This window comes from Chelativorans sp., assembly GCF_031180965.1.
Taxonomy (GTDB): domain Bacteria; phylum Pseudomonadota; class Alphaproteobacteria; order Rhizobiales; family Rhizobiaceae; genus Chelativorans.
Genome location: NZ_JAPSLH010000008.1, coordinates 1 through 13065, shown reverse-complemented (window position 1 = coordinate 13065; position 13065 = coordinate 1). Strand labels below are relative to the sequence as shown.

Here is a 13065-nt window from a genome sequence, read left to right as displayed (position 1 = left end):
GGCTGCGCCCGCAAAGCTTTCTTCACAAAAAGCTCTGCGGGTCGATGTCGACCTGCACGCGCACCGAGCCGCGCGGCCTTTCGGCAGCTTCCAACAGGCGGCGGATATACGCCTGCAGATCGGCTCGGCGCGAGCCTTGCACGAGCAGGCGGAACCGGTGCCTTCCCGCCACCATCGCGAGCGGCGCCTCGGCGGGGCCGAGAATCTCAATGTTTCCCGCGGCGGGCGCGGCGGGGGCGGCGCGACGTAGCGCCCGCGCATGCGCCTCGGCTTCCTGGCGGGTTGCGGCGCTGACGATGAGCGCGGCGAGCCGGCCGAAGGGCGGCAGCGCGGCGCGCAGGCGTTCCTCTATCTCGCGCTCGTAAAAGGTCTCGGCATCGCCCGAGATGAGCGCGCGCATCACCAGGTGCTCCGGCTGATAGGTTTGCAATAGCCCCGTGCTTTTCTTGCCCGACCGCCCGGCCCGGCCGGTGACCTGGGAAAGGAGCTGGAAGGTGCGCTCGGCGGCGCGCGGATCGCCATTGGCGAGGCCCAGATCGGCGTCCACGACACCGACCAGCGTCATGGAGGGGAAGTTGTGGCCCTTGGCCACGAGCTGCGTGCCCACCACGATATCGGCTTCGCCATTGGCAATCGCTTCAAGCTCGAGCCTCAGCCGCTTCACCCCGCCAAGGAGATCGGACGACAGCACGATCGTACGCGCGTCCGGAAAATGCCGGGTGAGCTCCTCCGCGATGCGCTCAACCCCGGGGCCACAGGGCACGAGATGATCGAGCGCTCCGCATTCCGGACACGCCTCCGGCCGTCCTTCGCTGTGACCGCAATGGTGGCAGACGAGCTGCCGGCGGAAGCGGTGCTCCACCAGCCAGCTGGAGCAGTTCGGGCATTGGAAGCGATGGCCGCACACCCGGCAAAGGGTGAGCGGTGCATAGCCGCGCCGGTTGAGGAAGAGCAGCGCCTGCTCTTTGCGCCCGATCGTTCGACCGATTGCTTCGATCAGCACGGGCGAAAGAAAGCCGCCCCGGGCGGGAGGGGACCTGCGCATGTCGATAGCACTGAGTTCGGGGAGCGCCGCGTCGGCGAAGCGGGCTGGAAGCAAGATGCGCTCGTAGCGGCCCTGGTCGGCATTCACGCGGCTCTCGAGCGAGGGCGTCGCCGAGGCAAGCACGACCGGGAAATTGCCCAGACGGCCGCGCACCACGCTCATGTCGCGCGCATTGTAGAAGACGCGGTCCTCCTGCTTGTAGGCCGGGTCATGCTCCTCGTCGACGACCACGAGGCCGAGCTCGCAAAAGGGCAGGAAGAGCGCAGAGCGCGCGCCGGCGACGACGCGCACCTGACCCTCCGCCACCTGCCGCCAGACGCGCTCGCGCTTCCGGGGCGCGAGGTCCGAGTGCCATTCGGCAGGCTTGGCGCCGAAGCGGTCGTGAAAGCGTTCGAGAAATGCCTGGGTGAGTGCGATCTCGGGCAACAGGATCAGCACCTGCTTACCCATGTCGAGAGCGGCGGCGACGGCCTCGAAATAAACCTCCGTCTTGCCGGAGCCGGTGACGCCGTCGATCAGCGTCACGCTGAAGGTCTCCGCGCCCGCCTTCTCGCGCAGCCGCTCGGCGGCGAGCTGCTGGTCCGGCGTCAGTTCCGGGCGGCCGAAGCTCGTATCGGGAGCCGCCACGATCGGCGGCGGAGGAATGTCCACCCGCTCAAACACGCCCTGCGCCACCAGCCCGTCGATGACGGTCGAGGATACGCCCGCCGCGTGAGCTAGGCCGGACCGGGTCCAGGCTTGGCCATCGGCAGCATAGCGCAGCACGCGCTCGCGCGCTGCCGTCACGCGGTCCGGACGGTTCGCCGTGAGCCGCAATCCCTCCACCGGCGGCTCGGGATCGAAGGCTGCAGGCGCCCGCAGCGCCATGCGCGCCACGATGCCGGGGGGAGAGAGCGTATATGCCGCCACCCATTCGATGAAGCGGCGCATTTCCGCCGGCAGCGGCGGGCATTCGAAGACCTGCGAGATTTCCCTGAGCTTCGCCGGCTCCACCGGCTCGCCGTCACCGTCCCAGGCGACGCCGGCCACCTCCCGGGGCCCGAGAGGTACGCGCAGGATCGCCCCCGGCTCCACGCGCACGCCCTCGGGCACCGCATAGGAATAGGGCCGTTCCACCGGCATGGGAACCATGACGGGAATCACGCGCCTTGAGGTCGATTCTCTGTTCATCACGCGTGACCTTGCCGGTTTCTTGGATTAGAGCAAGGCCGAGCATGGGAGCGCTGGGAACGCCGAAAGGACAAGGAGAGAGCCATGAAGTTTTTCGTCGATACCGCCGATGTGAACGAGATCCGCGAGCTGAGCGAGACGGGGCTTCTGGACGGGGTGACGACCAACCCGTCGCTCATCGCGAAAGCGGGCCGGCCGATCCTCGAAGTCACCAAGGAAATTTGCGAGATCGTCGATGGCCCGGTTTCGGCGGAAGTCACCGCGATCGAGTTCAAGGAGATGATGCGGGAAGCCGACATCCTCTCGAAGATCGCCGACAATATCGCCATAAAAGTGCCGCTGACGATGGATGGCCTCAAGGCCTGCAAGGCGCTCACCGGGAGCGGCCGGATGGTCAACGTGACCCTGTGCTTTTCCGCCAACCAGGCATTGCTGGCGGCGAAGGCCGGTGCCACCTTCATCTCCCCCTTCATCGGGCGGCTGGACGACATGGGCATCGACGGGATGGAGCTGATCGCCGAGATCCGCACCATCTACGACAATTACGATTTCGAGACGGAGGTCCTCGCCGCCTCAATCCGCACCATCAACCACGTCAAGCAGGCGGCCATGATCGGCGCCGACGTGGCCACGGTCCCGCCCTCGGTTCTTAAGGCGCTCGTAAAGCATCCGCTCACGGACAAGGGTCTCGAATCCTTCCTCGCCGATTGGGCGAAGACGGGGCAGAAGATCGGCTGACTAGGCGTCGTGGTCCTCTTCCTCGTCGGAACCCGGTGCCCCAACGAGGGTCGCCCCATCCTTCTTGGCAATCGTGATGGCGCGGGCGCCGGTGCGGTCGCAGATGAGGTCCGCCAGCTCGCGGGAGTGAGTGACGACCCAGACCTGCGTCCTTTCGGCGGCATCGGCGATCATGTCGGCTAGCGCCGGCAGCATGGAGGGATGAAGGCTCGTCTCCGGCTCATTCAGCGCCACGAGCCGAGGGAGGTGATACGAGAGCAGCGCGCCCGCGAGCGCCAGGAAGCGGATCTGCCCGTCGGACAATTCCTCCGGCCGCATCGGGCGCTGCGGCAACTCCGGCAGCACGAGAGCAAAGCTCGCCGCCTCTCCAGGGGCTGGTGTCTCCAGGCGCGCGCCGCCGAGAGCGGCCGCAACGCAACGGTCGAGCTCGCGCGTATCGCCTCGGATGTGCTTCAACGTGGCGAAGACGGCGGCGAGATTGCTGCCGTCCTCGTCGAGCAGCGGCGACGTGACGGCCAGCGCGGGCTTGCGGACGGGCGAGTCCCTGTCGGCGCGGAATCCGTGATAGAAGCGCCAGGAGAGCAATGCGGCGCGGATGCTGCCGACTTCCGGATAGCGCCCGGAGGCGCCAAGCGCTGCGAGCGCCGTTTCGGAATTCAGCATACGGACCGGGTGCTCCATCCTCCGCCCATCGCCCTCGCGGGCGAATACCGCAGGACCCTTCCGCTGCATCATGTCGATGCTCCTGCGGCCGGTCTCGATCGCCACTATCTCCTCCTTGACATGCGGCTCGAAGGAAAAGCCGGCGGATGCGGGAGGCGGCAGACCGGCTTCCACGCGGTAGCTTGCGCGCATCGCCGTATCCTCGTCCTCGAGCAGCGCCTCGAAGATGATGCGCACCGGGCTGCCGCTACGTCTGCTGCCGGCCCAGAGAGCTGCCTGCATCCCCCCTTCCCGCGCGATTTCGATCGCGAGCGATCCGTCGGCGGCCGCCTTCAGGAGTTGCAGGACGCGGTAGAGATTGGACTTGCCGACCCCGTTTTCCCCGACGAAAAGCCCGATCTGCCCGACATCGAGAAACGCGGAGCGGAGCGAACGGTAGCCCTGGGCGGAGAAGGAAACGAGACGCATGCCAGTCGCCAAATCGGAAGCGAGGAACTGAACCGTCGAGGGCTCCTCCACTTGCCGAGAGGAGCGGCGGCCTGCCGATCCCCGCCTACTGAGAGGCCTCCGGAAATTCCGCGTCCGGATCGGCGGCAAGGGTTGTCACCGTATGATGCTGGAGCAAGGTGGCGACCTCCGCCGGTTCGCCGCGGCTCAGCTTTTCCGGCGCGATCGGCTTCCCGATGGTCATATGGAAGCTGCGGCCCTTCTTGTTCAAAAGCTCGTGGAATAGCGTCATGTCGCGCAGCTCCGTCGAGTATTTCGACAAGAGGTAGAACAGGCCAGAATTGCGCGCCGTCATGTTCACCGGGATGACCGGCACCTCGTAGCGCCGCGCGAGCGCCACGACCGAAGGCTGCCACGGCCGCTCGGTCAGCCTGTCCTCATTCCAATAGGCGATGCGGCCAGACGGGAAGAGGATGATCGCCTTTTCCCCGGCGAACGCCTTCGCCGTCATCTCCAGCGTGTCGCGGCTTTTGGCATGGGACTTCTCGTTCGCCCGCCACTCGACGGGGATGACGATGTCGCGGAAGCGGGGATTGACCCGCAGCGCGTCCAGATTGGCGAAGATCGCCATGTCCGGACGGACATCCTTCATCAGATCGAAGATGGCGACTCCGTCGGCAATACCCGTCGGGTGGGTTGGCGCCAGGATGAAAGCGCCCTTCTGCGGGATACGCTCCTTACCCCTTGCCGTGATGTTGAGGGACAGCAGCGCACTGATATAGGCCATCGAGTCCCAGCCTGAAAGCTGGGCGATCTCGTCGGCCATGGCGACTGCCTGATGGTAATGGAAATAGCGGTAGAGCAGCGGACGGGCTATGGGCCAGAGCGGATGCTGCGAGAGATGGACGGTGCGCTCGGCGATCAGCTGGTCGACGATATGGGAGGGAGCCTCCGTTGCCACGGCCGGGCGCTTGAGAATGCGGCTTCCGACCACTCCGGCGACCGACATCAGCGTCGTATGAAAGGCCATGGACGAAGCACTCCGTTGGAGCTGTTTCACCGAAAATCTGTGACGGCGCAATGACAGGCCTACTCAATATCCTGCGCCGAGCTTTGTTCCTCTTGCCGGTTGCAGCACGTCATCTCAGAACTCCTATCGAAGATTGAGGCGCGCCATGTCCTGGGCGACGGCCAGCCGCAGCTGTTCTGCAAGTTCGCGCGCCGCCCGGTCCTCCGCATCACGCTGGGCGCGCAGCACGGCGAATTCCTGCAGCGGCCGGTCGAAAGCCGACATGACCTGCCGCCGCCCCTGGGCGACGGGCTGGCCGGTCGCCGCATCCGTCAGACGGTAGATGCCGGTGAGCGTCACCGTGCCGGCGGTGGGCTCGTTCTCCCGGGCTATCTGGATCTCGGCGGCGGAGGTGACGCTGAGCGCTACGGAAAGGTCGAGCTTGTAACGGGGGGCCGCCGGCTGTCCGGCACCGCCGTTCAGGAGAAAGATGAGCTCGTTGCGGACCTCCTGCGCATACCGCGTCGCGACGGGGTTCACGAAGATCGAGGAGAGAGAGGGGGTGCTTGCCCGGCCGAAGGTTTCCACATGGGTCGCGAGCAGCGGCTGCACGGTGCAGCCTGAGACGCCCGCCAACATCAAGGCGGCTGCAATCGCCGTGGAGGCACGCACCATCAAAGCCATGATACCTCCTCTATCAGGCGACCACATTGACGATTCTCTGCGGGACCACGATCACCTTGCGCGGGAGGGCGCCGTTCAGCGCCTTCTGCACGAAGTCGAGTTCAAGAACCGCCTTTTCCACTGCAGCTTGATCCGCCTCGCGGGCAATTGTCAAATCCCCGCGCTTCTTGCCGTTGATCTGCACCGGCAGCACGATCAGGTTATCCACCACCAGCTCCGGATCGTAATCCGGCCACCGGCTCGCGGCCACGAGGCCGTTGCCGCCAATGCGCGCCCAGCATTCCTCGGCCAGGTGCGGCATGTAGGGCGCGATCAGGTGGATGAGGATCTCGGTCGCTTCGCGGGCTGCCGCGCGGGTAGCCGCATCGGCAGAAGCCAGTGCGGCGAAAGGTCCCTGCAGCTCGTTGACCAGCTCGTGGATGCGGGCAATGGCGCGGTTGAAGGCAAGCCGCTCGATGTCCTCACCTACGGCTTTCAGCGCCTTATGCGCAGGTTTTGAGATAGCGGCCGCATTTCCCTCGCCGGAAGCTTTCGGAGCCACGCCCTCGATCGCGGGCGCGACTTCCGTCACCAGCCGCCATACCCGCTGCACGAATCGGTGTGCTCCGGCCGCACCGTCGTCGGTCCACTCGACATCGCGCTCGGGCGGCGAATCGGACAGCATGAACCAGCGCGCCGTGTCGGCGCCGAAGGATTCGGTGATCTCTTCCGGACTCACCGTGTTCTTCTTCGACTTCGACATCTTTTCCAGCGGACCGATCGCGACCTCCTTGCCGGTCGCGATCTCATAGGCTCTGCGCTCGCCGCCGGCGCTCTCGATCCTGACTTCGCTCGGCTGGAGCCAGCGGCCGTCCTCCGAGCGATAGGTCTCGTGCACGACCATGCCCTGGGTGAACAGGCCCTTGAACGGCTCGGCCAGATCCAGATGACCGGTGTCGCGCATGCCGCGGATGAAGAAGCGCGAATAGAGCAGGTGCAGGATCGCATGCTCGACGCCGCCGATATACTGATCCACCGGCAGCCAGCGATTGGCCGCACCGCGCTCGACCGGATCGTCGGAATGCGGCGAGGTGAAGCGCGCGAAATACCAGGACGAATCCACGAACGTGTCCATGGTGTCCGTCTCGCGCCGCGCGTCGGCGCCGCATTTCGGGCACTTCACATTGCGCCAGGTCGGGTGCCGGTCGAGCGGGTTCCCCGGCTTGTCGAAATCCACGTCCTCGGGCAGGACCACCGGCAGGTCCTGCTTCGGCACCGGCACGATCCCGCATGCATCGCAATGGATCATCGGGATGGGACAGCCCCAGTAGCGCTGGCGCGAGACGCCCCAGTCACGCAGGCGGAAATTCACCTTGCGCTCAGCTACCGGGCGGCCGTCCAGCATCTCCTGCTCCAGCCGGTTCGCCACTTCCTCGAACGCCTGCTTGTTGGTCAGGCCGTCCAGGAAGCGCGAATTGATCATCACGCCGTCATCCGAATAGGATTCCTCGGTGATCTGGAAGGTGGCCGCGTCAGCCCCTTCCGGCATCACGACGGGGATCACCGGCAGGCCGTATTTGTTGGCGAAGTCGAGGTCGCGCTGATCGCCCGAGGGGCAGCCGAAGATCGCGCCCGTGCCGTATTCCATCAGCACGAAGTTTGCCACATAGACGGGCAGCGTCCACGAAGGATCGAACGGGTGCTTTACTCGAATCCCCGTATCGAAGCCCTTCTTCTCGGCAGTCTCCAGCACTGCGGCAGATGTGCCGATGCGCCGGCATTCCTCGATGAAGGCGGCGAGCTTGGCATTTCCTTCCGCTGCCTTCCTGGCCAGCGGATGGTCGGGCGCGACGGCCATGAAGGAGGCGCCAAAGATCGTGTCAGGTCGAGTTGTATAGACCTCCAGACGACTTTCACCCGCCGGCGCAGTGCTTTCAACCAACGCCCAACGGATCGACAGGCCCTCGGAGCGGCCGATCCAGTTGCGCTGCATGGTGCGCACCTTGTCGGGCCAATTCTCCAGGCTGTCTATGGCCTGCAGGAGGTCCTCGGCATAGTCCGTGATTTTGAAGAACCACTGCGCCAGCTCGCGCTGCTCGACCAGCGCACCGGAGCGCCAGCCGCGCCCGTCGATCACCTGCTCGTTGGCGAGCACGGTCTGATCCACCGGATCCCAGTTGACCTTGGAGGTCTTCCGCGTCACCAGCCCCTTCTCATAGAAGTCGATGAAGAGCATCTGCTGGCGGTGGTAATAATCCACGTCGCAGGTGGCGAACTCGCGGGCCCAGTCGATCGAGAGGCCCATCATCTTGAGCTGCGACCGCATGGTGGCGATGTTCTCGTAGGTCCAGGCCTTCGGGTGGACCTTGTTCTGTATCGCCGCGTTCTCGGCGGGCAGGCCGAAGGCGTCCCATCCCATCGGATGAAGCACGCTGAAGCCCTTGGCGCGCTTGTAGCGGGCGACCACGTCGCCCATCGTGTAGTTCCGCGTGTGGCCGATATGAATGCGCCCCGACGGATAGGGGAACATCTCGAGCACATAGTAGGTCGGCCGCCCGTCGTCATTCCTGGTTTCGAAAAGGCGTGCCTCCTCCCACGCCTTCTGCCAGCGGGGCTCTGATGCGCGGGGATTGTAGCGTTCGGTTGCCATGCCCGGATTTTCGCCTAAAAGGACGGGAATTTTCGGCGGACCTTCACCATGGTTTGTGACGACCGTCAACTCCGTGGGCCCTGATTCGCCGCGATGAAAGCGTGCCGGAGGATTGCGCAGAAGCCATGACCGACGCCGCCGAGAACCTTCGCCTGGTCAAGGACAGGATCGCCCAGGCTGCGCGAGAGGCGGGCCGCCCGGAGCAGGATGTGGCGCTGGTCGCCGTCTCTAAAACTTTTGTTGCCGAGGAAATCCGGCCTGTGATCGAGGCGGGCCAGCGCGTTTTCGGCGAGAACCGCGTGCAGGAAGCGCAGGGCAAATGGCCCGCGCTGAAGGAGGCATTCCCCGACATAGAGCTGCATCTGATCGGGCCGCTGCAGTCAAACAAGGCGAAAGAGGCGGTTAAGCTGTTCGACGTCATCGAGACGGTGGACCGGGAAAAGATCGCCGCAGCGCTTTCAGCGGAAATGGCGAAGCAGGGCCGCCACCCGCGCCTCTACGTCCAGGTGAACACCGGACTGGAGCCGCAGAAGGCGGGCATCGACCCGCGCGAGACGGTGGACTTCGTGACCCGCTGCCGGGAGGTGCATGGGATCGAGGTCGAGGGGCTGATGTGCATTCCGCCTGTCGACGAGAATCCCGGCCCCCATTTCGCGCTGTTGGAAAAGCTCGCGCGCGAGGCAGGGGTCGAGAAGCTCTCCATGGGGATGTCCGGAGATTTCGAGACCGCCATCGCCTTCGGGGCGACCAGCGTGCGCGTCGGCTCCGCCATCTTCGGCGAAAGGCCCTATCCGCCCCGCTGATCAGACCAGCGCCACGCCCGCGTCGTTCATCCTCTCCGTCATCGCCGCCATGGAGCCGGCGATATCGATGCCGCGACAGGCCTGCAGGATCACCGATGCTTCAAAGCCCTGCCGGCGCGCATCGAGGGCCGAGAAAGCCACGCAGAAGTCCGTCGCAAGGCCCGCGAAGCTCACCTTGCTAATGCCGCGTTCGCGCAGATAGCCGGAAAGGCCGGTGGGCGTTTCGTGATCGTTCTCGAAAAAGGCCGAATAGCTGTCGATCGCCTTGCGAAAGCCCTTGCGAATGACGAGCTCGGCCTTTGTCCATTCAAGCTCAGGATGAAACTCGGCCCCGCGCGTGCCCTGCACGCAGTGGTCCGGCCAGAGCTTCTGCTTGCCATAGGGCATCATGATCGTCTCGAAGGGCTGCTTGCCGGGATGCGAGGAGGCGAAGCTCGAATGGCCGGCCGGATGCCAGTCCTGGGTCAGGATCACGTGCTCGAAGCGCTTGATGAGGCCGTTGATGAGGGGCACGACCTCGTCGCCCTGATCCACGGCCAGCGCGCCGCCCGGGCAGAAATCGTTCTGGACGTCGACGACGATGAGCGCTCCTTCGACCATGGCCTCCTCCATCTCCTTTGCGGCAGGAGCTTCACCCGAAGGCGGCGGTTTGGCAAGGCCGCATCGCCTCACATCCGCCGGGTAGACGCCGGCCATTGCTCGCGCTTAAATCCGCCGGAATTGTGCAAGGGAGCATGGCAATGGAAATCCATCGCGGCCGGCTGATCGATCACCTGCATCTGCGCGTACGCGACCTCGAGGCGTCCAAACGTTTCTACAAGGCCGCCCTGGGGGCTATCGGAATTCCTCTCGTCGAGGGCGACGGCTATTTCTTCGCCGACGAACTGTGGGTGGATGTCGGCGGGGCACCGAGCCGGGTGCACGTCGCCTTTCAGGCCAAGGATCGCGAGACCGTGGACCGGTTCCATGCCGCGGTGCTTGCCGCCGGCGGGCGCGACAATGGCGGGCCGGGCGAGCGGCATTACCATCCGGGCTACTACGCGGCCTTTGCCTTCGATCCCGACGGGAACAATGTCGAGGCCGTCCATCACGGGCCGCATAGCCGTTCGACGGAGAGCGTCCGCGTCACCTGGTGAGCGGACGCTGGCCCGGTTCACCGTCCTCAGGCAGCCTGCTTCTTCGGCTGGATGAGCTCGCGGGCGAGCAGAAGCTCGGCAATCTGCACCGCGTTCAATGCGGCACCCTTGCGCAGATTGTCCGAGACGACCCACATGGAAAGCCCGTTTTCGACGGTCGCATCCTCGCGAATGCGGCTGATATAGGTGGCATCTTCGCCGGCACTCTCATAGGGCGTGACGTAGCCGCCGTCTTCGTGCTTATCGACCACGAGGCAGCCCGGCGCCTCGCGCAGGATGTCGCGCGCCTGTTCAGCCGTCATCGGCGTCTCGAACTCGATATTGACCGCCTCCGAATGGCCGATGAAAACGGGCACCCGCACGCAGGTGGCGGTGAGCTTGATCTTCGGATCGAGGATCTTCTTCGTCTCCGCCATCATCTTCCACTCTTCCTTGGTGAAGCCGTCCTCCATGAAGACGTCGATATGCGGAATGCAGTTGAAGGCGATGCGCTTGGTGAATTTCTTGGTCGAGATCGGATCGGCGACGAAGACGGCGCGGGTCTGCTCGAAAAGCTCGTCCATGCCCTCCTTCCCCGCGCCGGAGACCGACTGATAGGTGGCGACGACCACGCGCCTGATCCGCGCCACGTCATGCAGCGGCTTCAGGGCCACGACGAGCTGCGCCGTCGAGCAGTTGGGGTTGGCGATGATGTTCTTCCTGGTGAAGCCGTCGATCGCGTCCGGGTTCACCTCCGGCACGATCAGCGGCACGTCCTGGTCGTAGCGCCAGGCCGAGGAGTTGTCGATGACGACGCAGCCCTCCCGGCCGATGCGCGGCGAATGCTCCTTCGATACCGCGCCGCCGGCCGACATCAGGCAGATATCGGTGTCGGAGAAGTCGTAATTGTCGAGCGCCTTCACCTTCAGCGTCCTGTCGCCGTAGGATACTTCGGTGCCGACCGAGCGGCGCGAGGCGAGCGGCACCACCTCGTCGGCGGGGAAGCCTCGCTCCTCCAGGATATTCAGCATCTCCCGGCCGACATTGCCGGTTGCGCCCACGACAGCGATCTTGAAACCCATGTGAAACAGCTCCTGTCCTCTCCGCCTGGCTTTGGATCAAGCCCGCCGGCCCTGCGGGCTTCTCCTCCCCGGCCTGTCTCGGGGAGAGAGCGAGCGGGCCAAGGAAGGTCAGACCGTTTTGGCGGTCGTTTTGGCCGTCGTCTTGATGAAGCGGAAGACCGCGCCGCCGGTTCCGGCAGCGACGATCAGGCTGGCAATATTCTGCGCAGGGGAAGCGCGCATGACCAGGCAGTCTCCGTCTCCGCGCCGCTTTTACGCCGAATCGGTGCGAAGTCAATCTGCCGGCCAGGCCGGCGGGCGCGCCGCTCTCCCGAACGTGAATTGACCCCCGGCAAGGGCACCTTACCTTAATTCGACGGCCATCGAGGAGCATCCCATGGAAAGAATGCCGATCCGCCTGCTCGCATTGCCGCTGTTGCTCGGACTTGGAACAGCCGGTCCCGCGCTCGCCCATCACGGCTGGTCCTGGACCGAGGACGGATTTTTCGAGCTCGAAGGGACCATCACCGAGGTCTATGTAGGAAACCCGCATGCCACGCTCGACGTGGATGTGGACGGCGAGGTCTGGCGCGTCGAGCTCGCGCCCCCTTCGCAGACCGTCAGGGCCGGCTTCACTGAGGAGACGGCATGGGCCGGTGACGAGGTGACGGCCATCGGCAACCGCTCGCGCGACGAGACCGAGCGGCGCATGAAGGCGGTGCGCATCATCGTCAACGGGAACACCTATGACGTCTATCCGGGCCGCGTTCCGGGCAACTAGGCGGTGACTTCCAAGGTGGCCTGATTGGAATTCCTCGAAGCCATCGAGCAGTTGGCGCCCGCCCGCGCGCTGAGGGCCTCGTTCTACGCCTATCCGCTCGTGAATGCTGCGCATGTGCTTTCCATCGGCGCGCTGCTCACGGGCGTGATCCTGATGGATCTGAGGATCCTCGGCTTCCTCGCCGCGCAGGAGCGCCAGCCGTTCTTGAAACTCATGCGGCGGTTGGCGCTTGCAGCCTTCGGTGGCGCGCTTGCCACGGGCCTGCTCCTGTTTTCGATCCGGGCGAGCGAGTATTTCGTCAATCCGGCCTTCCGCCTGAAGATGCTGTTGATCCTTTTCGCCGGCCTCAACATGCTGGCCTTGCGGCTCTTCGCCTCCCCACCCGACGGGACGCCTTCGGAAACGGTCGGCGCGCGGGCTTTTGCCATGGTTTCGCTGGTCCTCTGGCTCGGCGTGCTCGTCTGCGGGCGGTTCATCGGTTTCCTCTAGGTCACGTTAGGCGCGCGTCATCGTCGCCACGCCCGGCTTTTGCCGTCTGGCCATTGAAGAAGGTGGGAAGCGGGGCGCGTGATCCGTGCCTCTCTGTTAGTTAATCGTGGCGCGTCTCACGCGCCCCGCCGGCCGCTGTCCCGACATTGGCCGGTCACTCGGGCTTCTTCTCCGTCCCGGCTGCACCCAATGAAGGGGGTGGTCTTTGCCGGGCCGAAGGAAAAGCCCTAGCGGCTTCTCCGCGGTTTCCGCGATGCCGGCTCTCACCCAGCATCCGTTTTTCCGAAGCGCCGTCTGTCACCCAGCGCCCCGGCACCGCCGGCCTGTCGCGGGCCCTCAGCATGCCTCCAGGTACCGATCCCTGGAGGGGGAGGTTGCCGCCGCTCTCCCGAACACCCGGTGCGCATCCGGTTCCCGCAAGAGCGATGGGA

12 protein-coding genes are annotated in these 13065 nt (G+C 65.1%); 5 read left to right on the top strand and 7 right to left on the bottom strand.

Going from position 1 to position 13065, the window contains the following annotated elements:
- Positions 1-22: 22 nt before the first annotated feature.
- Positions 23-2215 (bottom strand): primosomal protein N', encoded by a 2193-nt coding sequence (locus RIN79_RS08260; RefSeq protein ID WP_309084170.1) that lies wholly within the window; start codon positions 2213-2215, stop codon positions 23-25.
- Positions 2216-2299: 84 nt separating this feature from the next.
- Between RIN79_RS08260 and fsa the strand changes: the two genes are divergently transcribed.
- Positions 2300-2953, top strand: a complete 654-nt coding sequence (gene fsa / locus RIN79_RS08255; RefSeq protein WP_309084169.1) for a fructose-6-phosphate aldolase — start codon at positions 2300-2302, stop codon at positions 2951-2953.
- Here the strand turns inward: fsa and RIN79_RS08250 are convergent, their stop codons facing one another.
- The 4 genes from RIN79_RS08250 to leuS form a co-directional block, all read right to left on the bottom strand.
- A complete protein-coding gene (locus RIN79_RS08250; protein ID WP_309084168.1) occupies positions 2954-4084 on the bottom strand; it encodes an AAA family ATPase in 1131 nt (376 codons plus the stop codon).
- Positions 4085-4169: 85 nt separating this feature from the next.
- Positions 4170-5093 (bottom strand): 1-acyl-sn-glycerol-3-phosphate acyltransferase, encoded by a 924-nt coding sequence (locus tag RIN79_RS08245; RefSeq protein ID WP_309084167.1) that lies wholly within the window; start codon positions 5091-5093, stop codon positions 4170-4172.
- 123 nt (positions 5094-5216) lie between these two features.
- Positions 5217-5756: an LPS assembly lipoprotein LptE gene (gene lptE / locus RIN79_RS08240; RefSeq protein WP_309084166.1), complete on the bottom strand. Its 540-nt coding sequence runs from the start codon at positions 5754-5756 to the stop codon at positions 5217-5219.
- Positions 5757-5769: 13 nt separating this feature from the next.
- Positions 5770-8385, bottom strand: coding sequence for a leucine--tRNA ligase (gene leuS, locus RIN79_RS08235; RefSeq protein WP_309084165.1), 2616 nt, complete (start codon positions 8383-8385; stop codon positions 5770-5772).
- Between the two features lie 125 nt (positions 8386-8510).
- Here leuS and RIN79_RS08230 point away from each other — a divergent pair, with 125 nt between their 5' ends.
- On the top strand, positions 8511-9188 hold the full coding sequence (locus tag RIN79_RS08230; RefSeq protein ID WP_309084164.1) for a YggS family pyridoxal phosphate-dependent enzyme: 678 nt from the start codon (positions 8511-8513) through the stop codon (positions 9186-9188).
- On the opposite strand, the gene pncA is transcribed toward RIN79_RS08230, so the two are convergent.
- Complete coding sequence (pncA, locus tag RIN79_RS08225; RefSeq protein WP_309084163.1) at positions 9189-9788, bottom strand: bifunctional nicotinamidase/pyrazinamidase; 600 nt, start codon at positions 9786-9788, stop codon at positions 9189-9191. It lies immediately after the preceding gene.
- 140 nt (positions 9789-9928) lie between these two features.
- On the opposite strand from pncA, the gene RIN79_RS08220 reads away from it, so the two are divergent.
- The gene (locus tag RIN79_RS08220) at positions 9929-10324 is read left to right on the top strand and encodes a VOC family protein (protein ID WP_309084162.1); all 396 of its coding nucleotides are present in this window, start codon (positions 9929-9931) and stop codon (positions 10322-10324) included.
- Positions 10325-10350: 26 nt separating this feature from the next.
- Here the strand turns inward: RIN79_RS08220 and RIN79_RS08215 are convergent, their stop codons facing one another.
- Complete coding sequence (locus tag RIN79_RS08215) at positions 10351-11385, bottom strand: aspartate-semialdehyde dehydrogenase (protein ID WP_309084161.1); 1035 nt, start codon at positions 11383-11385, stop codon at positions 10351-10353.
- Positions 11386-11761: 376 nt separating this feature from the next.
- Between RIN79_RS08215 and RIN79_RS08210 the strand changes: the two genes are divergently transcribed.
- Positions 11762-12145 (top strand): DUF6152 family protein, encoded by a 384-nt coding sequence (locus tag RIN79_RS08210; protein ID WP_309084160.1) that lies wholly within the window; start codon positions 11762-11764, stop codon positions 12143-12145.
- Between the two features lie 24 nt (positions 12146-12169).
- Positions 12170-12634, top strand: coding sequence for a hypothetical protein (locus RIN79_RS08205; RefSeq protein WP_309084159.1), 465 nt, complete (start codon positions 12170-12172; stop codon positions 12632-12634).
- The last annotated feature ends 431 nt before the right edge of the window (positions 12635-13065 follow it).